Consider the following 21,274-nt stretch of genomic DNA (forward strand, 5'->3'; position numbering starts at 1 on the left):
ACCTGCTCGATTTGAGTGCGCTGGCCGGAGACGGCCTGGTTGCTCTGCGCCGAGACCGCTTCCACCTGGCCGGCCTGCAGTTCAACCTGGCTGACGGTGTGACCGACGCGCTCGATCAAGTCATGGATTTTTGCCACGGTGCCGTTGAACACCTGGCCCAGGTCGCCCAATTCATCGCGGCTGTGGGCGACAAAAGTGACGGTCATATCACCGGCGGCGACCTTGTCCATCATCGCCCCCAAACGCCGCAGCGTGGTACGCGTGGAGGCGTAGAAACCTGCATACAAGTAAAAGATCAGCAGGAACACCGCGCTGAGGGCCGACACCAGCACCACCATGTGTGTGCGGTTCTGCGCCAGGCGCTGCTCCAGTTGCTGGCCGATGAAGCTCAGGGTTGCTTCATCCAATTGATACGTCTGGGCCATCAGTTGGGTGACGTTGTCGTAGAACGCCTGCCAGGGCGCATCGAGGGTCTCGGCCATCACCACCTGTTCTTCAAACAGCTCGCTGCCTTGCTTGAGACTGGCGTTGCTGGCCTTGGCCAAACTGTCGAGCGCGGTGTGCGCGGTCTTGCTGGAACCCAACGCGTCCTGCAACTTCAAGCCGTATTCGGCCTGGAGCTTTTCCAACTGCTGCAACAACTCGTCAAAGCGCGTGCTGGAGGATGAATTGAGGAACCCCTGGCCCAGCGAATACGCGCCCATCGCCCGGCCCTCCCCCAGGGTTTGCGTGACCTGCGGGGTCACGCTGGTGATGAGTTCGCTGAGTTGGCGCAAATCGCTCTGGGGGTCGCGGCTCAAGCCGGATTGGCTGGCGATGATCTGGCTGAGCATCTGCGCCTTGTTGAGCAATTTGCCGATCAACGCACTTTTACTCAGCAGCGAGGTTTCCTGTTGCTGGGCCTTGAAGGCCGCGACCAGCTCGTCGCGCTTGGCGTCAAAGGCGGCGATTTGCTCAGGGTCGGTGGCCATCGCGCTGAGGCCTTGCAGGCGGGTCAGCACGCTTTGCTCCAGGGCAGTGATCTTGCCCTCCAGGTCACCGGCTTTGCCGGCCTGCCCCAGGGTCGCGTTGATCTGCACCTGGTTGTTGAGGGTTTCCAGGTCGCGGCGCAGCGCCAGGCTGCTGCCGAGTAGATCCAGGCTTTGCAGTTCGATACGCGTGCCTTGGAACTCGCGCCAGGAATCACGTACCAGGTAATAGTTGGTTGCCAGCATCGGCAGCAGGAACAGCACGCTGATCAGGCTGAACTTCATGCCGAAACTCAGACGGTTCATCAGCGCGACGGCGGGATAGAGCAAGCTCTTCACAGGTGAACTCCCTTTCTATTATTTTTATTTGAGGCGCAGGGCGGCGGCAGAAAGCCACTATTTGGCGCTCTGTCTGTATAGCTCAATTTGAAAGGGAGTTTTGTAACGTAAAGTTAACGAGATAGGCGCCGGCTTGCCGGCGATCGACGCAACTCGGGTGGTGTAACCACCAAAGTGCTCGTATCGCCAGCGAACCGGGGGTCTGTGAGGATCAGGGCAACACGGTCCAAATAGCGAACCCGGCATACCACAGCACCGCCGCGCGCAGCAGCAGCTCCCACAGGCGGTCCAAGCTGTTGATGCCATCGGCACCGACCACTGGCGGCGGGATTTCGGCGGCAACCAGGCCCACCTTTTCCACCAGTTGGGCGGCGCTGATATCCCAGTTCAACAGCTCGTGCAGCATCACGCGGCTGACCGCGACGAAATTGCCTACCAGGGCGAAGCTGGCTGCCAGCAGGCGCACCGGCAACCAGTCAAACGCATGCCGCAATTGCCCGGCACGCTCGGCCACCAGCGGGTTCTTGCTGTATTCGCTGGCCAGCGCCAGCAGGCGATACGCCAGGGCGGCCACCGGTCCCAGCAGGAAGTACCAGAAAATCACCGCGAAAAAGCTCTGGTAGGCCTGCCACAGCAGATGCCCCTGGACACGCTCGAGCAGCTGTTCGCCGCTGTCGGCACTCAGGCTCAGGTCGCGTTCGGCCACGTGCTCCGCGGCTTGCAGGTCGCCGCGCCGCCAGGCATCGCGAAACGGGCCCAGCCCGGCCAGTAGATCGCCACGCCCCAGGCTGTAGATCACCACCACCAGGTGCACCGGCAGTGCCAACAACCCGTAGGCCACCGGCTCCAGCACCAGAAGCAACAGCGCCAGCAACGCCACCGGCAGCAACACCATCACGGTCAGAATCAGCCAGGGCTGCTTGCCCATGCGCGGGCTGGATTCCAGCTTGGCCAGCTCGCGCAACCAACCGCCATCGCGCTGCACACGCCGGCGCAGGGCCGAGAATTTCTCGATCCAGACCGCCAGCACCAACACCAGAAAACTCATTGTGCGTGTCCTCCATCCAGCAGGGCGCTGCGAAAGCGCGTCCAATCAAAAGCGGGGCCGGGATCGGTCTTGCGTCCCGGCGCGATATCGCTGTGGCCACAAATCCGCTGCGGCGTGATCCCTGGGTAGGCCGCCAGCAACTGGCGGGCCAGGTCGATCAGCGACACATACTGGGCGTCGGTGAACGGCAGGTCATCGGTGCCTTCCAGCTCGATTCCCAGGGAAAAATCATTGCACGTCTCTCGCCCTTCGAAGCACGAGACCCCGGCATGCCAGGCGCGGTCGATGCAGGACACAAACTGCGTCACCGCGCCGTCGCGCTCAATCAGAAAATGCGCGGACACCCGTAGGTCAGCAATCCCTTCAAAGTAGGGATGTTCCGTGACATCCAGGCGGTTCTGGAAAAACTCCTGCACCTTGCCGGTAGCGAACTGCGCGGGCGGCAGGCTGATGTTATGCACCACCAACAGTGAGATTTCGCCTGCGGGGCGCTCGTTGAAGTTGGGCGAAGGGCAATGACGAATACCCTTGCACCAACCGCTGGCGGAGTCCAACTGCATACCGGTTCCTTGAACGAGACAAAGTGTTACCAGTATGCCGCGTTCGCCCCTGTGGTTGCGATCACTTGCCGCGATTGAGTTGTCGCAGCTTGCCCACCACCGCCGCCAGCGCACGCTCGAACAAGGGCCCATCGTCGAGCCTATGCAGCGTGCCAGCCTTGAATGCCACCGCCAGTTGGCCGGCGCTTTGCTCCAGGACCTTGAGCCCCGTGCGACTGACAAAGATGTAGCGATTGGCCGGCGCCATGATCATCGTGAGCTTGCATCGCAGGCTGCTGGCAGTCTCGCGATGGAACTCCAACCACTGCCCCATCCGCAATTGCCGAGCCTGGAGCAGGTCGGGATCGTTGTCCGGCAGGTCTTCATCCGTCTCATGCGGGACCGCCCCAAGTACAAAGGGCTCACTCACCTCGATCAGCTCATCGAGGTCGTCAGTCGCCTGCCTATGCAGGGCCTGCAGCCGCACAAAAAAATCACGCGTGCTGAATGGGTCGAACGCAGCGCTGGTCAATCCGTCACGCAACGCCTTGAGCAATCCCGGCAACTGTTCCAGCAAGTGGCGCCCGGCTTCGGTGTCTTGCTGCAGGCTGACACTCCAGATCAGTTCGTCGAGGGTGCGCAGCCCCGCTTGCCATTGCACCGACTGCTCACCGTGCTTGAGGCTGGCCAGCAACAGCACCTGGCTCCAGGCCTGCTGGAGGAACTGCACCACCGTGCGTGGCAGGACCTTACCCAGCAGCCGCCGGTTGAGCACATCAGCCACTCGCTGACGGGCCGCCTCGGTGCGTACGCGAGCTTCCTCGGCTTCGCGGGTGTGCTGTTCGAGCAATTCGCTGCGGTGCCGCTCATCGGCGGTAAACGCACTGAACTCGGTCAACAACCCGGAAAAAATCGCTGGGTCTTCGACATAATCGTTGAGCAGGCGCTGCACCACTTGTTCGATACGCAGGTACAGGTGGTCGCGCTGATAGTCATCACACGGGCTCCAGCCCATGGCCGCCGCCGCGACTTCATTGAGCAGGCGCCGCGCGGGGTGGTTGGCGCGGGTGAAAAAGCTCTTGTCCAACACCGCGACTTTGAGCATCGGGATCTGCAATCGGCCGATCAAGGCCTTGAAGGCATCGGGCACCGTGCGGTCATTGAGGATGAACTCGAACAACAGCGCGACCAGGTTGATCACGTCTTCGTCTGCATCCTCCACCACCCGCGACTTGCCACTCTTGACGCTGACACGCGTGAGCAGTTGTTCCAGCTGGTTGCGCAGATCGAAGTCGTCTTCAAGCTCCGGCTCCGGCACATACTGCTGCAAATGGGACAGCAGCCTGAGCAGGTCACGGGTGGCGATTGGCTGGGGCTCGGCGCTGGCTTCGAGGGTGGGGGCCACGCTGCCGCGCACGGCTTTGAGCAGCTCCTGCAGGACGGCGAACGCTTGCTGGCCGCTGTCATCGACAGGCTGCTCGGCGCCCGGCTGCGCATCCGGACTGGGTTGTTCACGGGCGGCACGCCCACCGGGGCGGCGCGAGGGGGCGGCCTTGAGTTCCGGCAACACCCCCGTCGCGACCAACAATTGGTTGGCTTCGCCGTACAACTGGTCGGCATCGCTGAGCACGTATTTCTCGAAGAGCTTGAGCATGATCAGCTTGACGCGAATTTCCACGCCGAGGCTGCGCCCCGCCCGCAGGAAAAACTCGCAGAGCAGCGCCGGACCGAGCGGGTTCTCCCGATCGTCCAGGCGATTGCCGAGCAATGCACTCAAACGGGCGGTCAGTTGCCCCAGCGCCAGGCCGTCGCGGTGATGCACCCGGCCCAGCATGGCCTCCAGCGCCACGGCTTTTTCCAGTTGATCCCTGGAGGTACCAGGTGCAGCGTCGTAGGACATCACCGGCACCCATTTCAACGCCCCCCGCCCCGCGTCGCCCAGGTTGGCAAAGGCTTCGAACAGGCGCTCCATGAACACGCGCTCGAAATTCTTGCGCTTGAGGCGCAGGTCGCGCATGGCTTCGAAGAAAATATGGTGATCGACGTTGTTACGGGCCTTGTCGGCCATTTCGAACAACGTGTCGTCGGCGTTATCGAACAGTTCCTGCAGCCCCTGCTGCAGCTGTTGCGCTGCCTTGTCGCGAACCTGCAGCAACACCACCGGCAACCGGGCGAGCGGAGATGGCGTGGCGTGTGCCTTGTTGATTGGCACCACCTTTCCGTCATTGTGCATCCTGGCCTCCTGAAACGGCGGTATTGAGTGGGGCAAAGACCGGCTACGGGCCCGCGTGGGCACACTGGATAGCCGATGATTACCATGACGTCAAAGCTATGACGCCAATTGAAAGGCGCGAGATTATCTTGCAAATGAGGGGGGTTGCGCCAGCAAACTCTGCGACGGCGCGGTAAATGAGCAGCGAGTGTGGGTTCGGACGCGCACTGCCCCTATAATCGGGGCACTTTGTTTGTGGAGCCTGTTATGCCGAATCTCCGTCTTGCCGACCTCATCGCCGAAATCGAAGCCAACGTGCGCCGCGCACTGCTGGAAGACATCGGCAGCGGCGACATCACCGCACAGTTGATCCCGGCCGAACGGCTGGCCACGGCCGCCATCATTACCCGCGACAACGCAGTCATTTCCGGGACGGCCTGGGTCGATGCAGTGTTCCGCCAGTTGGACCCACGCGTCGCCGTGCATTGGCAGGTGGCCGACGGTGAGCGCGTCAGCCCCAATCAGGTGCTGTTCCGCCTTGAAGGACCGGCACGCTCGCTGCTCAGCGGCGAACGCTGTGCGCTGAATTTCCTGCAATTGCTCTCCGGGGTCGCTACCCGCGCGCAGTACCTGGCGGATTTTGTCGCGAGCACTCAGGTCAAGCTGTTGGACACCCGCAAAACCCTGCCGGGCCTGCGCCTGGCGCAGAAGTACGCGGTGACCTGCGGCGGCTGCCACAACCACCGTATCGGTTTGTACGACGCGTTCCTGATCAAGGAAAACCATATTGCCGCCTGTGGTGGCATCGCCCAAGCCATCACCGCCGCGCACAAGATCGCCCCCGGCAAACCGGTGGAAATCGAAGTGGAAAGCCTGCAGGAACTGCGCGAAGCGCTGGCGGCGGGCGCCGATATCATCATGCTCGATGAGCTGAGCCTGGAAGACATGCGTGAAGCCGTGCGCCTGAATGGCGGCAAGGCCAAGCTGGAGGCCAGCGGCGGGATCAATGAAAGCACGCTGCTGCCTATCGCCGAGACCGGGGTGGACTACATCTCCATTGGCGCGATGACCAAGGATGTAAAAGCGGTGGATCTGTCGATGCGTCTCAGCATCTGAGGAAAATCTGCAGGAGCCGGGTTGCCGGCTCCTGCAGGCTGATTCAAACAACCAGGCCGTTCATCTCGCAATATTCTTCCCAGTCGACGCCCAGTACCTCGGACGCCTCCTTGTGCAAGGCGAGCCTGGCGGCTTCGAATTCTTCCGGTGTCGACGTGTAATAGAGGGTCAGCTCCCAGGGCTGGTAGCCCCGGCTCTCGGCCTCGTCCTCGAATGCCCACTGAATCTGGTCGCGCTGATCATCGGCGCTCAGGTCCTTGATCTCTTCTTTAAGCTGCGGCGATTCCTCGAGGTATTTTTCGAGGGCTGCTTGATGCCGAACTTCCTGGGTCATTTCAGTTGTGGTCATGTTGTTCTCTTAGATCGAGGAATGGGGATGCATCTGGGTCATCAAGGTTGCGCAGATACAAAAGAGCGGGCGCAAATGCCAGCTCGTCTGGCCTTCAGAACCATTCTGGGATCATCTGAAAACAGTATTGCCTTTGAGACAGTGTTGCCTTTGAAACAGTAGTGCCCTTTTGCCCGAGACAGGAATCGAACCTGCGACCTTCGCGTTACGAGTGCGCTGCTCTACCGGCTGAGCTACACGGGCGGTGGGCTAAAGCTAGCACCGCATCGGGCGTCCGGCAACTTGCGGCCCTCAACGGGCAATCACGCCCTGGGTCCAGAAGCGGGGTTGCAGCAAATTGCCATGGCTGTCCAGGTACTGCTGCTGGGCTTGGGTGATGTGCGGGATGTCGCGCGCTGCGATGAAGATCAACAGACCAACGGCCAATACACTCAGGGCTTTCCATGCCCCCTGCAACCATGGCACCGCTGCGAAAGCCGGCAACCGCCACTCATGCAGTGCCAGCAGCCAGCCCACGACCAGCGCCAGCCAGACCTGGGAGACTGGCATCACAATAACGCCGTCGACCATGGACTGCACCAACGCGCCAACCAATGCCGCAAACAGGCATAGCCTCAGCAGGTCCGCACGTTCGGCGGACAGCGCGCGCTCACGCAGCACAGCCAACGTGGCCCAGCCACCTCGCCACGCCAAGGCCGCAACGCACACGGCGGATGGCACTCCCCATTCACTGGCCCATTGCAGAATGGCCTGGTGGGGGTGAGCGGCAATCTTGTTGGCAATATCGGCAAAATGCATCGGCCCGAAGCCCAGCCAGGGGCGCTCGACGAGCATATGCCACGCTTGCCACCAGATCGGGCCACGCCCCGACAGCGAGGTGGTGAGGCGATCACGCGCAGCATTGGTAATCTCGATTCCCAGGTAATCCGCCAACACCGTGAACAACAGCCAGTACAGCAACAAGCCGCATGACACTGCAGCCAATTGCCAGCCGAGCCAGCGCCGCCCCCAGGGCCCCAACATCGCCAGCGCCGCCCCGGCCACGCCGAGGCCAAGCCATGTACCGCGCGTGCCGCCGCTGATCGCGATCAACCACCAGACACACAGCAACGCAAATACCAGGCCTCGCTGGGTTCGAGAGGCCTTGGGCAGTAACAGGGGGAGCGCCAGCAGCGGCAAGGTAAAGGTCTGGAACTGGCCGTAAAAGCGCTTGTTGGAAAAGCTCGACAGCAACAGGTCAGGGTCCAGCGTCAGCGCACCACTGCTGAAGGCCACCGCGCCGGCGTACAGGTATTGGATGGATTTGATCAGGCACAGCAACACCACGACCATGACCAGCAAACGGTCCAGAGGCTCACCTTCGCGGCGACGCAGCACGGCAAACGCCACGGTGATCGCCGCGCAACCGACAAACAACGCCACTTCGGTAAACGCCCAGAGCGGCTGTCGGGCCAGCGCCGAGGACACCAGCCCCAGCACGATGATCAGCGCGAGCCCGAGGGCCGTGGACCGATCCACCAACCGCTCCTGCGAAGTCACCGACAGCCCATACAGCACCGCGCAGACGGCAATGGCAATCTGCAATGTCCGCTGTAGATCATGCCCACTGAAGGGCACGCATATCCCCACAACCAGCAAACACACCGTCACTACCAGGAAAATACTGCCGCGCTGCTGTACAGATAACGACATCGGCCACCTCTACGTCCATGTGGATGGTTTAGCAGTCAGGCACCGTCGGCGCCGCAACCTTTGGCTGCATATTTGGCATCGGCGGTCGTACTGCACTTCCAGCCCGTGGTGGCATTGCGCGTGAGGTTGATGCTCTTGCCCAGCACCGGTGCCGGTGCGTCGAGTATTTCGCAGCTGATGGAACCGGCCCCCGTGGCAACGTCGCCGGAGACGTCGATCTTGCAGTTGGCCGTGGGGCTGGTGCCGCCGATCAATGCCAGGGTGGGCACGGTCCCTTGATTGAGGGTGTCTTCGTACCCGGCTTTCAACGCCGTGATTTCAGCCAGGCCGGCAGTGAATTTAGCCTTGGCCTGGTGGGTGGTGTACATCGGCAGGCCGATGGTGGCCAAAATGCCGATGATTGCCACGACGATCAGTAACTCGATCAGGGTAAAACCTTTCTGACGCATCACATTCACTCTCCAGAATAAAACTCATGACCAGGCGCGTCCTGCGCCCCGTATTTTGCAGCGGCGCCAGTGTACTCATCTGCAAGCGGTCAATCGCGCACAAGACGCACATTCTGACATTTTATCGGTGGTTCCCCGCCAGCCCGAATCCGTCACCTGACTAAGCTATAAATCTTCGACGACTTGTGTGCGGAACCGTGACATGAACAACGCCTCGACGATTTACGCCTGGGAAGGCATCAACCGCAAAGGACGCAAGGTCTGCGGGCATGCCACGGCGCACAACCCGGCCCTGGTAAAGGCGCAGCTGCGCCAGCAAGGCATCAGCCCCGGTCGCGTGCGCGAACGATCGCATTGGCTGCCGAGCTTCACCCCGCCCGTTAAACCGGCGGACATCACCTTGTTCACGCGCCAACTGGCCACGCTGCTCAAAGCCGGGATCGCGCTGCTGCAGGCCTTCGACATCATCAGCGAAGGCGTCGACAACCCCTCGGTGCGCGAGCGGGTGCAGCGCTTGAAGCAGGAGGTCGCCGCCGGCACCAACCTGAGTGAAGCGTTGCGCAAACAACCGCGCTATTTCGATGAGCTGTACTGCAACCTGGTGGCTGCCGGTGAACAAGCGGGGGCACTTGAGACCTTGCTGGAGCGCGTGGCGGTCCACCGGGAAAAGAGCGAACGGCTCAAAGCCAGAATCAAAAAGGCCATGACCTATCCGATCGCAGTGCTGGTGGTCGCGAGCGTCGTCACCGGCGTGCTGTTGATCCACGTGGTGCCGCAATTCCAGACGTTGTTTGCCGGGGTCGACGGCAAGCTGCCGGATTTCACCCTCCACGTGATCGCGCTGTCCGAGTTCATGCAACGCGCCTGGTGGATCGTGGCGCTGGGCCTGGGGTCTGCCGCCATGGGGTTGCGTCACGCCTATCGCGCTTCAGTAGAGGTTCGTCGCTGGCTGGACGCCGGTTTGTTGAAAACGCCCCTGGCAGGCAAACTGCTGCAGAAATCGGCAGTAGCCCGCTTCGCCCGTACGCTCTCCACGACGTTTGCTGCCGGCGTTCCGCTGGTGCAGGCGCTGGGGTCGGTGGCCGGCGCTGCTGGTTCAGAACCGTTCAAACAGGCAATCGAGCTTATGCGACACGATGTATCCACCGGTATGCAATTGAATCAATCCATGGCCGCCAGCGGGCTGTTTCCCGGCATGGCGATCCAGATGACGGCGATCGGCGAAGAGTCGGGCACCCTGGACCGCATGCTGGAAAAAGTCGCCAGTCATTACGAGGCCGCAGTGGACGACCAGGTCGATAACCTCACGAGCTTGATGGAACCCCTGATCATGGTGGTATTGGGCGGGATTGTCGGGGCACTGGTCGTTGCCATGTACCTGCCGGTTTTCCAATTGGGGAGCGCATTTTGAGCCTGCTGCTGAGCGAGCACGCCTGGGCCTTTGTGTCGATGGCCTTGGTGCTGGGGGTGATCGTCGGCAGTTTTCTCAACGTACTGGTGTGGCGCCTGCCAAAAATGCTCGAACGGGAATGGCGAGCCCAGGCCCATGAAGTGCTCGGCTTGCCCGCCGAACCTGCCGGGCCGACCTACAACCTGATGCTGCCCCACTCATGCTGCCCCCACTGCAATCACCCCATCCGCCCCTGGGAAAACATTCCCCTGCTCAGTTATCTGTTGCTCAAGGGCCGCTGCGCTCACTGCCGGGGAGCGATCAGTGCGCGCTACCCACTCACCGAACTGGCGAGCGGGTTGCTCTGCGCGCTGGTGGCCTGGCATTTCGGTTTCGGTTGGCAAGCCGCAGCGCTGATGCTGTTGAGCTGTGGGTTATTGGCGATGAGCCTGATCGATGCCGACCACCAACTGCTGCCGGATGTGCTGGTATTGCCGCTGTTGTGGCTGGGGCTGATCGTCAATAGCTTCGGGCTGTTCACCACGTTGCCCGATGCCCTGTGGGGCGCCGTGATCGGCTACCTGAGCCTGTGGAGCGTGTTCTGGCTGTTCAAGCTGTCCACCGGCAAGGACGGCATGGGCCACGGCGACTTCAAGTTGCTCGCCCTGCTCGGGGCCTGGGGCGGCTGGCAGATCCTGCCCATGACACTGCTGATGTCATCGCTGGTGGGGGTATTTTGTGGCTTGATCCTGATGCGAATGCGCAAGGCCCAGGCGTCGACACCCATGCCATTTGGTCCGTATCTGGCGATTGCCGGCTGGATTGCATTGCTCTGGGGTGGTCAAATAACCGACTTCTATTTGCAGTCTGTCGGTTTCAGATGACCAATTCTGTTGCAACACCCTGGATTCTTGGCCTGACTGGCGGTATCGGCAGTGGCAAGAGCGCAGCTGCCCAGCACTTTGTCGACCTGGGCATCGACCTGGTGGACGCCGATCACGCCGCGCGCTGGGTGGTCGAACCTGGGCGGCCGGCACTGGCATGCATCGCCGAGCATTTCGGCGACGGCGTGCTGCAACCTGACGGCCAGCTGGACCGCGCCGCACTGCGCAAGCTGATCTTTGAAGTACCTGAAGAGCGACGCTGGCTCGAAGCCTTGCTGCATCCGCTGATTGGCGAAGAGATTCGCAGCCACCTGGCGCGCGCGCAGTCACCCTACGCGATTCTGGTGTCGCCGCTGCTGATCGAATCCGGCCAGTACAGCATGACCCAGCGCATCCTGGTGATCGACGTGCCGCAATCGCTGCAGATTCAGCGTACCCTGCAGCGCGATGGCATCAGCGAACAGCAGGTGCAGGCGATCCTCAAGGCCCAGTCCAGCCGCGAAGACCGCCTGAACCATGCCGATGACGTACTGGTCAATGACCAGGACCTGGCCTGGCTGCACAGCGAGGTCGAGCGACTGCACCACTTTTACCTTACTTTGCGTGGAGGCCGATCATGAGCCAACCCTTGACCGTCGATTGCCCAACCTGCGGCGCCCCCGTGGAATGGAAAGCGACCAACCTCAACCGGCCGTTCTGCTCGGACCGTTGCAAACTCATCGACCTCGGCGCGTGGGCCGCTGAGGAACACAAGATCCCGGTGGCTCCGGATGCTGAAGACGAGCTGTTCTCCGAGGACCTGCCGCCGCGTCATTAAGGGCGCATAAAGGCATATTCCTGCTGGTCGTCGAGATTCTCTGCAAGGTATTGCAGCTCGTCGGCCAGGTCTTCGAAACTGCGTACCCCCTTGCTCTGCTGCACCACCGCGCTGAGCATGGCGCGCAGGGTCAAGCCCGGATCGAAACCGATTTCCTGTGCCGCGTCCTGGCTTCTGCGCAACTCCTGCCGTGCCCATTCGTACACACTCATGTCCGTGCTCCTGGAAAATTTTGCAGAGCATGGGCCTGCGCGACCCCGCGGGATTTGATCTGGATCAACGCCGCGAATCGTCATCCTTCCAGGGTGCCGACAGGTAGCGCGTGCGATTGAACGTCTCCAACCACTCCGGGCAAAACACTACCAGGGCGCTGATGACCATGCCGTTGATAAAGGCCTCGGGGAAGATGATCAGCCACAGGTAGCCGATGAAATCTTCCAGCCATTCCGGCATGGCAAAACGCCCGTCCAGCCACAGCAGGCCCAATGCGGCTAGCAGGCAGAGCAACGCCGACAACGCCGCAGCGAAGAAACCGGAACAGAAGATGTACACGAAGGGATTGCGCGGTTGCGCCCGCTCCACCAGCAGTGCGCAGCCTTCAGTGACCAGCACCGGCAACACAATCAGCAGCATGCCATTGACGCCGAGGGCTGCGAGATCCTGGCGCCCCAGTGCCATCAGGCCCAGCTGGGCGGCAAACCCACCGACAATGGCTAACGGCCAATCCAGCAACAGGGTCACGGCAGTCATGCCGATAAAGTGGTAGGAAACCCCGGTATCGAAATCACGCCGTACCAGCCACAGCATGAACAGCGCGAATACCGTGCCGAACAGCAAATGCTGGCGCCGCCGGTCGGCAAACAACTCGACCCACGGCGCGCGCAGGATCGCCCACAGCAACACCGGCGCGTACAACAACCAACCGATGCCGAGCGTCGTCGGTGCCAGCACGGCGGCGCTGATCACAGCTTCACCTGCTCCAGGGCCTGGCGCAGATCGGTGGCGGAGCTGTATTCGCGTTGCTCAATCAATTGGCCTTTATCCAGCTGCAGCCACAGCACTTTATCCACAGCGCCCGGGTAGCGCGGGGCGATGCGCGCGTCCCGATCAAGCATGACCCGGTAGTTGTAGGCCTGCATGGCGGGTACGGCGAACAGCTTGGCGATCAGCCGGGGCATGCGCTGTATGTCCGCGACAAACACCGCATGCCGTGCTTCCAGGTAACCTTTGGGCTGGCCTTGCAGCGCTGCGTCCACCTGCTTGGCGGCGTCCATGCTGCGCGCGACCAGCAGAATCTGCGCCTGATCATTCAGGGTGTAGGCCTGGTCAAATTGATCCAGCAGGGTCCACGGCGCCAGGCGCTCACCCACCTCGACGGCCTGGGCGCACAAGGGCAGCAGGCCAAGCAACAGCAGCAGAAAAAACTTCACAGCGGACTCCTCATCCTCGGCATAGCGGTCGAGTGGCCAGTCTACACCGACCTTTTGCAGTGGGACTTCCTGCGGTCATCATTTGGACGCTAAGCTGCAAGCATGGATGACTCAGATTATTTGCGCCTGCTCACCGTAGCGGCCGAACAAGCCAATGCGTTCCTGTCCAATGCCCGCAAATGGGAGCGTGAGCGTTGGGTCTGCCAGCGCCTGTTGCAAGGCTTGAATGTGCCTTATCGGGCCGAGGAGTTTCACGCCGCCGGGCAGGAACCGCCGGACGTGCTGTTTCGCGATGCCAGTTTCGAAGTGTTTTTCGTATTGGATGAGGGACGGCGCCTGAACGACGAATGGCGCGACGAATTGCTGCGCCGGCGCAGTGCGTTTTCCCTCAGCCAACTGGTGCGGCGCGAAGCCAAGCCTCGGCGTATTCCCGCCCACGAATTCCTGCTGCGCCTGGCGCCGACCCTGCGCAAGAAGGCCCATAACTACAAGGAACGCGGGATGGACCTGGGCGAGTTGGACATCGTCGCCTTCACCAGCCTCAAGCGCGAAGTGCTGGACCTCAACAGCCACTTCCCGCCGCCTACCGAATACCTGCGCCAGGGCTGGCGCTCGCTGTCGCTGGTTGGGCCGACATTTGCGCGGGTATTGTTCGCGCATCCGGATGCACCGGATTTCTTGCGCAACAACCTGGGGCGCAGCATAGTGTTCGACGTGGGCATCAGCCTGTGAAGCGGGCACAGGCTACGCTTGTGGCGAGACCGCCCACTTCCCGACTGTAACGTGGCGCCCTTTTGCAACGTCTACCTGACGAGGCCTTTATGACCAGCCGCCTGAACCCCGATGACCAACAGCATGTCGAAGAGTACCTGCAACTCTCCCAGAACCAAGTCGAGCGCAAGCCTTTCCGGCCGTGGCTGCTCCTTGGTGTGGTGCTGGTGGTGGTGATCGGGCTCGGGTTGCTGAGCCGCCTTTTGAGTTACCTGACGCTATGAGCTGCCTGGCGCTCGCGGGGGTAACTGCTCCGATTTCTTTTAGCCTTGCGAGATATCCCCATGACCCATCGTATTATTATCGTCGGCGGCGGCGCCGGCGGCCTGGAGTTGGCTACCCGCCTGGGTAAGACTCTGGGCAAGCGCGGCACCGCCAGCATCACGCTGGTAGACGCCAACCTGACCCATATCTGGAAGCCGTTGCTGCACGAAGTGGCTGCCGGCTCGCTGAACTCTTCGGAAGACGAACTCAATTACGTCGCCCAAGCCAAATGGAACCACTTCGAGTTCCAACTGGGGCGCATGAGCGGACTCGACCGTGAGCAGAAGAAAATCCAGCTGGCCGCCACCCTCGATGAAGAGGGCCGTGAGCTGGTGCCCGCGCGCGTGCTGGGCTATGACAGCCTGGTGATTGCGGTCGGTAGCACCACCAACGATTTCGGTACCGAAGGCGCCGCACAGCACTGTCTGTTCCTCGACACCCGCAAGCAGGCCGAGCGCTTCCATCAGCAATTGCTCAACCACTACCTGCGCGCCCATGCCGGGCAGACCGATACCATTGAACAGATCAGCGTCGCCATCGTCGGCGCCGGTGCCACCGGCGTGGAACTGGCCGCCGAGCTGCATAACGCCGCCCATGAGCTGGCGGCCTATGGCCTGGACCGGATCAAACCGGAAAACATGCACATCACCCTGATCGAAGCCGGCCCACGGGTATTGCCCGCGCTGCCGGAGCGCATAGGCGGGCCTGTGCATAAAACCCTGGAGAAACTTGGGGTGACCGTGTTGACCAACTCGGCCGTCAGCGAAGTGACGGCCGACGCGCTGATCACCAGCAGCGGCCAGGTGATTCCTGCCAGCCTCAAGGTGTGGGCAGCCGGTATTCGCGCGCCTGGCTTCCTCAAGGATATCGATGGCCTGGAAACCAACCGCATTAATCAGCTGCAAGTGCTGCCGACACTGCAGACCACCCGCGACGAAAATATCTTCGCCTTTGGCGATTGTGCCGCCTGCCCGCAACCGGGCACTGACCGCAATGTACCGCCACGCGCCCAGGCGGCTCACCAGCAGGCCTCATTGCTGGCCAAGTCGCTGAAGCTGCGGATCGAGGGCAAGGACCTGCCGTCCTACAAGTACACCGACTACGGCTCGCTGATCTCGCTGTCGCGGTTCTCGGCGGTAGGTAACCTGATGGGCAACCTCACCGGCAGCGTGATGCTCGAAGGCTGGCTGGCGCGGATGTTCTATGTGTCGCTGTACCGCATGCACCAGATGGCGCTGTATGGCTTCTTCCGCACGGCGATGCTGATGCTGGGCAGCAAGATCGGGCGCGGGACCGAGCCGCGCCTCAAGCTGCACTGATACCTCACAACCCTGTGGGCGCTGGCTTGCTGGCGATGGTGGTGGGTCAGCTGGCTTGCCGGCGATGGTGGTGGGTCAGTCGACTAAGCCGTCGCTGATACAACGCTTTCGCGGGCAAGCCCGCTCCCACATGGGAGTTGCACTGGCTGACTCCTTGTAGGCGCTCGCCTGCTGGCGATGGTGGTGGGTCAGCCGACGAAGCCGTCGCTGATACAACGCTTTCGCGGGCAAGCCCACATGGGAGTTGCGCTGGCGGACTCCTTGTAGGCGCTGGCTTGCTGGCGATGGTGGTGGGTCAGTCGACGAAGGTGTCGCTGATACAACGCTTTCGCGGGCAAGCCCGCTCCCACAGGGGAATTGCGCTGGCTGCCAGTTCCCACATTGGAATTGTGCTGGCGCCTACAGAGGTTGAATTTCGGGCAAAAAAAATCCCCGTATCTTTCGATACGGGGATTTTTAATATGGTCGGGGTAAGGGGATTCGAACTCCTGACATCCTGCTCCCAAAGCAGGCGCGCTACCGGACTGCGCTATACCCCGGTAAAAAAAAGGCGACCTTTCAGTCGCCTTCTTCGATCAGCGCTTTTGGCCTCTGATCTTAAGATTCGATTCCAGTGTTAACTGGTCTCAAAAATGGTGGGTCGTGTGGGATTCGAACCTACGACCAATTGGTTAAAAGCCAACTGCTCTACCAACTGAGCTAACGACCCAAATATGGTCGGGGTAGGGGGATTCGAACTCCCGACATCCTGCTCCCAAAGCAGGCGCGCTACCGGACTGCGCTATACCCCGGTTTGAAATTGGCTCCGTGACCAGGACTCGAACCTGGGACCCAATGATTAACAGTCATTTGCTCTACCGACTGAGCTATCACGGAACTACATATTTCAAAGTACAACTTTTGCTGCGGTGTAACCTTCTCTTCGACCCGTCCGTATCGCTACGTTCATGTCTCTGAGGCGCGCTATTCTACAATCTTAAAAACCCCTGTCAACCCTTTAAATTGCTTTTAAGACAATGATTTGCGCTTCTTTCTGATTTCTTCTTGGGGAGAAGAAACCCGTGGGCTGACGTTGCTGCGGGGCGCACTTTACAAGCCTTTGCCTTACAGTTCAACGCCCTATCGAAAAAAAAGGCCCCGCAATGCGGGGCCTCCTCTTATCGCCATACAGGCCGGGCTCAGTGGAAGACGATTTCGTCGTTTTCCACCGTCGCCGTGACGCTGGTGCCTGGCATGAAGCTGCCCGACAGGATCAACTGCGCCAGCGGGTTTTCGATCCAGCGCTGGATCGCACGCTTCAACGGCCGTGCGCCATACACCGGGTCGTAACCGACCGCGATCAGTTTGTCCAACGCCTCTCGGCTCAGCTCCAGCGACAGCTCGCGCTCGGCCAGGCGGCCACGCAGGCGACCCAACTGGATCTCGGTAATGCCCGCGATCTGATCCCGCGCCAAAGGCTCGAAGATCACCACTTCATCGACCCGGTTGATAAATTCCGGACGGAAGTGCGTGGTCAGTGCGTCCATCACCGCAGCACGCTGCGCTTCGCGATCACCTACCAACTCCTGGATCTGCGCCGAGCCCAGGTTGGAGGTCATCACGATCACCGTATTGCGGAAGTCCACGGTACGCCCGTGGCTGTCCGTCAGACGGCCATCTTCGAGCACCTGCAGCAGGATGTTGAACACATCCGGGTGGGCCTTCTCGACCTCGTCCAGCAGGATCACCGAGTAAGGCTTGCGCCGCACGGCTTCGGTCAGGTAACCGCCCTCCTCGTAGCCCACATAGCCTGGTGGCGCACCGATCAAGCGGGCCACCGAGTGCTTCTCCATGAATTCGGACATATCGATCCGCACCATGGCCTCTTCGGTATCAAAGAGGAACTCGGCCAAGGCCTTGCACAGCTCGGTCTTGCCCACGCCGGTCGGGCCGAGGAACATGAACGAGCCGCTTGGGCGGTTCGGGTCGGACAAGCCGGCCCGGGAACGCCGCACCGCGTTGGACACCGCGACCACCGCCTCTTCCTGGCCGATGACGCGTTGGTGCAACAGGTGCTCCATCTTCAGCAACTTGTCGCGCTCGCCTTCGAGCATCTTCGACACCGGGATGCCGGTCCACTTGGAGACAACCTCGGCAATTTCCTCCTCGGTCACCTTGCTGCGCAGCAGCTGGTTCTCGCTGTGGCCATGCTGGTCGACCATCTGCAGGCTGCGTTCCAGGTCCGGGATTACCCCGTACTGCAACTCGGCCATGCGGTTCAGGTCGCCTTTACGGCGCGCCGCTTCCAACTCCTGACGCGACTGCTCGATCTTTTGCTGGATCTGGGCAGAGCCCTGTACTTCAGCCTTTTCCGAGGTCCAGATTTCTTCGAGGTCCGAGTATTCGCGTTCGAGGCGGACGATTTCTTCCTGGAGTTTTTCCAGGCGTTTCTTCGCCGCATCGTCCTCTTCTTTCTTCAGGGCCTGGGATTCGACTTTCAGTTGAATCAGGCGCCGATCCAGACGGTCGAGCACTTCCGGCTTGGAGTCGATCTCCATGCGGATGCGGCTGGCCGCTTCGTCGATCAGGTCGATGGCCTTGTCCGGCAACTGCCGGTCAGTGATATAGCGATGGCTCAATTTGGCCGCCGCAATGATCGCGCCGTCGGTAATCGCCACCTTATGGTGGACCTCATAGCGTTCTTTCAGGCCACGCAGGATCGCGATGGTGTCTTCTTCGCTCGGTTCTTCCACCAGCACTTTCTGGAAACGCCGCTCCAGGGCTGCGTCTTTCTCGATGTACTGGCGGTACTCGTTGAGCGTCGTGGCACCCACACAATGCAACTCACCCCGCGCCAATGCGGGCTTGAGCATGTTGCCTGCGTCCATCGAGCCTTCGCCTTTACCGGCGCCGACCATGGTGTGCAGTTCGTCGATAAACAGAATGATCTGCCCTTCCTGCTTCGACAGCTCGTTCAACAGGGATTTGAGGCGCTCTTCGAATTCACCACGGAACTTGGCACCGGCGATCAGCGAGCCCATGTCCAGGGACAACAGGCGCTTGCCTTTGAGGCCGTCCGGCACTTCACCGTTGATGATGCGCTGGGCCAGGCCTTCGGCAATCGCGGTTTTACCCACGCCAGGCTCGCCGATCAGCACCGGGTTGTTCTTGGTGCGACGCTGCAGGACCTGGATGGTGCGACGAATCTCATCGTCACGGCCGATCACCGGATCCAGCTTGCCTTCTTCGGCGCGCTTGGTCAGGTCGACGGTGTACTTGTCCAGGGCCTGGCGCGACTCCTCATGGTTGGGGTCGTTGACCGCCTCGCCGCCGCGCAGGTTGTTGATGGCGTTCTCCAGGGCTTTCTTGCTCACGCCCTGGCCCAGCAACAATTTGCCAAGCTTGCTGTTGTCGTCCATGGCGGCGAGCAATACCAGCTCGCTGGAAATGAACTGGTCACCTTTCTGCTGGGCCAGGCGATCGGCCTGGTTGAGCAGACGTGCCAGGTCCTGCGACATATTCACGTCGCCGGTAGGGTTTTGGATTTTCGGCAGTTGGTCGAGCTCTTTGCTCAACTCCTTGCGCAGGCTGTTGACGTCAAAGCCCACCTGCATCAGCAAGGGCTTGATAGAACCACCTTGCTGATCCAGAAGCGCCTGCATCAAGTGCGCAGGCTCGATGGCCGGGTGGTCGAGGCCCACCGCCAACGATTGAGAGTCCGATAAGGCCAACTGCAATTTGCTGGTTAAACGATCTATACGCATTAGTCACCTTCCTTTTGAGCAGGCCGGAGCTATGTGCGAGCGAGCTTGCTCGCGATAAACACATCCTGAATGAAGAAACCTGCCAGATACCCCTATAGATGGGGTGGATTCTGGAAGATTCAAGCGACCGACGGTTGATATGGATCAGTGTTGACCCAGATCAACAGAGTCTAGCGCTCAAGCCAGATAAGGGAGGCAAAACGACCGGTGCGGGGGCTGCGCCGGTAAGAAAAGAAGCGCGGGTCAGTGACGGTGCAGAAGCCGCCCCCATAAACCGCGGTGATGCCACGTGCCGCCAGGCGCAGGCGGGCCAACTGGTAGATATCGGCCATGAACTTGCCGGGATTGCGGCTCGGCACAAAGGCTTCGTCGGCAACCGGCAGTTGCTGCAGAAAGGCCTCACGCACTTCCGGGCCGACCTCAAAGGCCTGTGGACCGATGGCCGGGCCCAGCCACACCAACACCTCACCGGGATCGGTATCCAGGCTTTCGAAAGCGGCTTCGAGCACACCCGCTGCCAGGCCACGCCAGCCGGCATGGGCTGCTGCGACACGCGTGCCAGCACGGTTGCAGAATAATGCGGGCAGGCAATCGGCGGTCATGGACGTGCAGGCGATGCCGGGCGTACTGCTCCAACTGCCATCGGCTTCGGCGGTCACTCCAGGATTCGCCTCGACCACCTTCACCCCATGGACCTGACGCAGCCAGGCGGGCTGGATATCAAAGGCATCAGTGAGGCGACGGCGGTTTTCGAGTACAGCCTCCAGGCTGTCCTCGACATGATCGCCCAGGTTGAGACTGTCGAACGGCGCCAGGCTGACGCCGCCCGCACGGGTGGTGACGCAGGCCTTGACCTGAGCCGGCGCGGGCCAGTCAGGAATCAGCCAGTCACTCATCCGATAAACGCCTCGCGATCCTGCTTGAGCAGCGACAACAACCAGACCAGATCGTCTGGAAGAGGCGATTCCCAGCTCATCCGCTTACCGCTCGTCGGATGATCCAGCTCCAGGAAACGTGCATGCAGTGCCTGGCGCGGGAAGTTTTTCAGCGAATCAACCATGGTCGCACTGGCCGCCGGCGGAATGCGGAAGCGGCCACCGTAGGCCGGGTCGCCGACCAACGGGAAGTTGATGTGGGCCATGTGCACACGAATCTGGTGGGTACGCCCGGTTTCCAGCTTGACCCGCACATGGGTGTGGGACCGGAAACGCTCCAGCACACGGTAGTGGCTGACAGCCTGCTTGCCACCTTCCATTACCGCCATACGCTGGCGCTGCTGGCCGTGGCGACCGATTGGGGCGTTGATCTTGCCACCCGCCACCACTACACCGATCACGATGCACTCGTAGATCCGGCTGACACTGCGGCTCTGCAATTGCGTCACCAGCTGTGTCTGTGCCTGGATGGTCTTGGCCACCACCATCAGGCCGGTGGTGTCCTTGTCCAGGCGGTGCACGATGCCACAACGCGGGACATTGATGATGTCCGGCACGTGGTGCAACAGGGCATTGAGCAAGGTGCCATCAGCGTGCCCGGCCGCCGGGTGAACCACCAGGCCTGCGGGTTTGTTGATGACCAGGATGTCGTCGTCTTCATAGACGATATCCAGCTCGATGTCCTGGGCGACCCATTCTCCCTGGGCTTCCTGCTCGGCAGTCAGCTCAAGAATCGCACCGCCATGCACTATGTCTCGCGGGCGGATAACCGCTCCATCCACAGTCAGGCGGCCGTCTTTGATCCAGGCGGAAAGGCGCGAGCGCGAGTGCTCAGCGAATAATTGTGCGGCGACTTGATCGAGGCGTTGGCCGCCCAATTCGGACGGCACCTCTGCGCGAAGTTCAATTTTATCGGACATGCTCAGACTAGGCGTGGCACAGCCTTTGGTTTCGGCTGCGCGCTTGTGGTTAAATACGGCGTCTTTTGCCCCGAGGCTTTCAACGGGGC

The 21,274-nt window shown here is 61.1% G+C and carries 20 protein-coding genes, 5 tRNA genes and 1 pseudogene; 8 read left to right on the plus strand and 18 right to left on the minus strand.

Going from position 1 to position 21,274, the window contains the following annotated elements:
- Positions 1-134: 134 nt before the first annotated feature.
- From AC07SI_RS02200 to AC07SI_RS02215, 4 genes and pseudogenes are all read right to left on the minus strand, one after another.
- A pseudogene (locus AC07SI_RS02200) lies at positions 135-1,274 on the minus strand (HAMP domain-containing protein); the annotation flags it as partial.
- A 244-nt stretch (positions 1,275-1,518) separates the two neighbouring features.
- Positions 1,519-2,355, minus strand: coding sequence for a regulatory signaling modulator protein AmpE (gene ampE / locus AC07SI_RS02205; RefSeq protein WP_106805179.1), 837 nt, complete (start codon positions 2,353-2,355; stop codon positions 1,519-1,521).
- Positions 2,352-2,915 (minus strand): 1,6-anhydro-N-acetylmuramyl-L-alanine amidase AmpD, encoded by a 564-nt coding sequence (ampD, locus tag AC07SI_RS02210; RefSeq protein ID WP_106805180.1) that lies wholly within the window; start codon positions 2,913-2,915, stop codon positions 2,352-2,354. Before ampD ends, ampE begins: the two co-directional genes overlap by 4 nt.
- 61 nt (positions 2,916-2,976) lie before the next feature.
- Positions 2,977-5,127 carry a DUF1631 domain-containing protein gene (locus AC07SI_RS02215; protein ID WP_495004988.1) on the minus strand — a complete coding sequence of 717 codons (2,151 nt, stop codon included), beginning with the start codon at positions 5,125-5,127 and terminating at the stop codon, positions 2,977-2,979.
- A 246-nt stretch (positions 5,128-5,373) separates the two neighbouring features.
- On the opposite strand from AC07SI_RS02215, the gene nadC reads away from it, so the two are divergent.
- Complete coding sequence (gene nadC / locus AC07SI_RS02220) at positions 5,374-6,222, plus strand: carboxylating nicotinate-nucleotide diphosphorylase (RefSeq protein ID WP_495004989.1); 849 nt, start codon at positions 5,374-5,376, stop codon at positions 6,220-6,222.
- Positions 6,223-6,265: 43 nt separating this feature from the next.
- Here nadC and AC07SI_RS02225 read toward each other — a convergent pair whose 3' ends face one another.
- The 4 genes from AC07SI_RS02225 to AC07SI_RS02240 form a co-directional block, all read right to left on the minus strand.
- Entirely contained in the window at positions 6,266-6,571 is a 306-nt protein-coding gene (locus tag AC07SI_RS02225) for a DUF6388 family protein (protein ID WP_065900582.1), read from the minus strand.
- Between the two features lie 170 nt (positions 6,572-6,741).
- A tRNA-Thr gene (locus AC07SI_RS02230) sits at positions 6,742-6,814 on the minus strand.
- Positions 6,815-6,862: 48 nt separating this feature from the next.
- Positions 6,863-8,263 carry an O-antigen ligase family protein gene (locus tag AC07SI_RS02235; protein WP_495004990.1) on the minus strand — a complete coding sequence of 467 codons (1,401 nt, stop codon included), beginning with the start codon at positions 8,261-8,263 and terminating at the stop codon, positions 6,863-6,865.
- A gap of 35 nt (positions 8,264-8,298) precedes the next feature.
- Entirely contained in the window at positions 8,299-8,712 is a 414-nt protein-coding gene (locus AC07SI_RS02240) for a pilin (protein WP_065900578.1), read from the minus strand.
- A 202-nt stretch (positions 8,713-8,914) separates the two neighbouring features.
- Here AC07SI_RS02240 and AC07SI_RS02245 point away from each other — a divergent pair, with 202 nt between their 5' ends.
- The 4 genes from AC07SI_RS02245 to yacG are packed head-to-tail and all read left to right on the plus strand — an operon-like array spanning position 8,915 to position 11,803.
- Positions 8,915-10,123 carry a type II secretion system F family protein gene (locus tag AC07SI_RS02245; RefSeq protein ID WP_495004991.1) on the plus strand — a complete coding sequence of 403 codons (1,209 nt, stop codon included), beginning with the start codon at positions 8,915-8,917 and terminating at the stop codon, positions 10,121-10,123.
- Positions 10,120-10,986, plus strand: coding sequence for a prepilin peptidase (locus AC07SI_RS02250; protein ID WP_495004992.1), 867 nt, complete (start codon positions 10,120-10,122; stop codon positions 10,984-10,986). The genes AC07SI_RS02245 and AC07SI_RS02250 overlap by 4 nt, the downstream gene beginning before the upstream one ends.
- Positions 10,983-11,606 (plus strand): dephospho-CoA kinase, encoded by a 624-nt coding sequence (gene coaE, locus AC07SI_RS02255; protein ID WP_065900573.1) that lies wholly within the window; start codon positions 10,983-10,985, stop codon positions 11,604-11,606. The genes AC07SI_RS02250 and coaE overlap by 4 nt, the downstream gene beginning before the upstream one ends.
- Entirely contained in the window at positions 11,603-11,803 is a 201-nt protein-coding gene (gene yacG, locus AC07SI_RS02260; RefSeq protein WP_003188437.1) for a DNA gyrase inhibitor YacG, read from the plus strand. The genes coaE and yacG overlap by 4 nt, the downstream gene beginning before the upstream one ends.
- On the opposite strand, the gene AC07SI_RS02265 is transcribed toward yacG, so the two are convergent.
- The 3 genes from AC07SI_RS02265 to AC07SI_RS02275 all read right to left on the minus strand — a co-directional run bounded on the left by AC07SI_RS02265 (position 11,800) and on the right by AC07SI_RS02275 (position 13,233).
- A complete protein-coding gene (locus AC07SI_RS02265; RefSeq protein WP_003171680.1) occupies positions 11,800-12,015 on the minus strand; it encodes a hypothetical protein in 216 nt (71 codons plus the stop codon). The two genes, yacG and AC07SI_RS02265, sit on opposite strands and share 4 nt — an antisense overlap.
- A gap of 64 nt (positions 12,016-12,079) precedes the next feature.
- Positions 12,080-12,769: an energy-coupling factor ABC transporter permease gene (locus AC07SI_RS02270; RefSeq protein ID WP_106805187.1), complete on the minus strand. Its 690-nt coding sequence runs from the start codon at positions 12,767-12,769 to the stop codon at positions 12,080-12,082.
- Entirely contained in the window at positions 12,766-13,233 is a 468-nt protein-coding gene (locus AC07SI_RS02275; RefSeq protein WP_495004993.1) for an FAD/FMN-containing dehydrogenase, read from the minus strand. The genes AC07SI_RS02270 and AC07SI_RS02275 overlap by 4 nt, the downstream gene beginning before the upstream one ends.
- Before the next feature lie 102 nt (positions 13,234-13,335).
- Here AC07SI_RS02275 and AC07SI_RS02280 point away from each other — a divergent pair, with 102 nt between their 5' ends.
- The 3 genes from AC07SI_RS02280 (at position 13,336) to AC07SI_RS02290 (ending at position 15,587) form a co-directional block, all read left to right on the plus strand.
- Positions 13,336-13,965, plus strand: coding sequence for a DUF1780 domain-containing protein (locus AC07SI_RS02280; RefSeq protein ID WP_010213242.1), 630 nt, complete (start codon positions 13,336-13,338; stop codon positions 13,963-13,965).
- 89 nt (positions 13,966-14,054) lie between these two features.
- Positions 14,055-14,228, plus strand: a complete 174-nt coding sequence (locus tag AC07SI_RS02285) for a DUF3094 family protein (protein WP_048724181.1) — start codon at positions 14,055-14,057, stop codon at positions 14,226-14,228.
- Positions 14,229-14,288: 60 nt separating this feature from the next.
- Positions 14,289-15,587 carry an NAD(P)/FAD-dependent oxidoreductase gene (locus AC07SI_RS02290; RefSeq protein ID WP_065900570.1) on the plus strand — a complete coding sequence of 433 codons (1,299 nt, stop codon included), beginning with the start codon at positions 14,289-14,291 and terminating at the stop codon, positions 15,585-15,587.
- Positions 15,588-16,049: 462 nt separating this feature from the next.
- Here the strand turns inward: AC07SI_RS02290 and AC07SI_RS02295 are convergent.
- The 7 genes from AC07SI_RS02295 to rluD form a co-directional block, all read right to left on the minus strand.
- Positions 16,050-16,126: transfer RNA gene (locus AC07SI_RS02295), tRNA-Pro, on the minus strand.
- Positions 16,127-16,220: 94 nt separating this feature from the next.
- Positions 16,221-16,296: transfer RNA gene (locus AC07SI_RS02300), tRNA-Lys, on the minus strand.
- Between the two features lie 5 nt (positions 16,297-16,301).
- Positions 16,302-16,378: transfer RNA gene (locus tag AC07SI_RS02305), tRNA-Pro, on the minus strand.
- A 9-nt stretch (positions 16,379-16,387) separates the two neighbouring features.
- A tRNA-Asn gene (locus AC07SI_RS02310) sits at positions 16,388-16,463 on the minus strand.
- A gap of 302 nt (positions 16,464-16,765) precedes the next feature.
- Entirely contained in the window at positions 16,766-19,330 is a 2,565-nt protein-coding gene (clpB, locus tag AC07SI_RS02315) for an ATP-dependent chaperone ClpB (protein ID WP_065900568.1), read from the minus strand.
- Positions 19,331-19,500: 170 nt separating this feature from the next.
- The gene (gene pgeF / locus AC07SI_RS02320; protein ID WP_495004994.1) at positions 19,501-20,226 is read right to left on the minus strand and encodes a peptidoglycan editing factor PgeF; all 726 of its coding nucleotides are present in this window, start codon (positions 20,224-20,226) and stop codon (positions 19,501-19,503) included.
- Complete coding sequence (rluD, locus tag AC07SI_RS02325) at positions 20,223-21,185, minus strand: 23S rRNA pseudouridine(1911/1915/1917) synthase RluD (RefSeq protein ID WP_010213248.1); 963 nt, start codon at positions 21,183-21,185, stop codon at positions 20,223-20,225. Before rluD ends, pgeF begins: the two co-directional genes overlap by 4 nt.
- Positions 21,186-21,274 lie beyond the last annotated feature (89 nt).

This window comes from Pseudomonas sp. GW821-FHT05D12 (assembly GCF_059419825.1).

What these genes read in the sequence shown, in the direction of transcription:
- ampE (WP_106805179.1), bottom strand. Translation starts at nt 2,355, where the DNA reads ATGAGTTTTCTGGTGTTGGTGCTGGCGGTCTGGATCGAGAAATTCTCG.
- ampD (WP_106805180.1), bottom strand. Translation starts at nt 2,915, where the DNA reads ATGCAGTTGGACTCCGCCAGCGGTTGGTGCAAGGGTATTCGTCATTGC.
- AC07SI_RS02215 (WP_495004988.1), bottom strand. Translation starts at nt 5,127, where the DNA reads ATGCACAATGACGGAAAGGTGGTGCCAATCAACAAGGCACACGCCACG.
- nadC (WP_495004989.1), top strand. Translation starts at nt 5,374, where the DNA reads ATGCCGAATCTCCGTCTTGCCGACCTCATCGCCGAAATCGAAGCCAAC.
- AC07SI_RS02225 (WP_065900582.1), bottom strand. Translation starts at nt 6,571, where the DNA reads ATGACCACAACTGAAATGACCCAGGAAGTTCGGCATCAAGCAGCCCTC.
- AC07SI_RS02235 (WP_495004990.1), bottom strand. Translation starts at nt 8,263, where the DNA reads ATGTCGTTATCTGTACAGCAGCGCGGCAGTATTTTCCTGGTAGTGACG.
- AC07SI_RS02240 (WP_065900578.1), bottom strand. Translation starts at nt 8,712, where the DNA reads ATGCGTCAGAAAGGTTTTACCCTGATCGAGTTACTGATCGTCGTGGCA.
- AC07SI_RS02245 (WP_495004991.1), top strand. Translation starts at nt 8,915, where the DNA reads ATGAACAACGCCTCGACGATTTACGCCTGGGAAGGCATCAACCGCAAA.
- coaE (WP_065900573.1), top strand. Translation starts at nt 10,983, where the DNA reads ATGACCAATTCTGTTGCAACACCCTGGATTCTTGGCCTGACTGGCGGT.
- yacG (WP_003188437.1), top strand. Translation starts at nt 11,603, where the DNA reads ATGAGCCAACCCTTGACCGTCGATTGCCCAACCTGCGGCGCCCCCGTG.
- AC07SI_RS02265 (WP_003171680.1), bottom strand. Translation starts at nt 12,015, where the DNA reads ATGAGTGTGTACGAATGGGCACGGCAGGAGTTGCGCAGAAGCCAGGAC.
- AC07SI_RS02280 (WP_010213242.1), top strand. Translation starts at nt 13,336, where the DNA reads ATGGATGACTCAGATTATTTGCGCCTGCTCACCGTAGCGGCCGAACAA.
- AC07SI_RS02285 (WP_048724181.1), top strand. Translation starts at nt 14,055, where the DNA reads ATGACCAGCCGCCTGAACCCCGATGACCAACAGCATGTCGAAGAGTAC.
- AC07SI_RS02290 (WP_065900570.1), top strand. Translation starts at nt 14,289, where the DNA reads ATGACCCATCGTATTATTATCGTCGGCGGCGGCGCCGGCGGCCTGGAG.
- clpB (WP_065900568.1), bottom strand. Translation starts at nt 19,330, where the DNA reads ATGCGTATAGATCGTTTAACCAGCAAATTGCAGTTGGCCTTATCGGAC.
- pgeF (WP_495004994.1), bottom strand. Translation starts at nt 20,226, where the DNA reads ATGAGTGACTGGCTGATTCCTGACTGGCCCGCGCCGGCTCAGGTCAAG.
- rluD (WP_010213248.1), bottom strand. Translation starts at nt 21,185, where the DNA reads ATGTCCGATAAAATTGAACTTCGCGCAGAGGTGCCGTCCGAATTGGGC.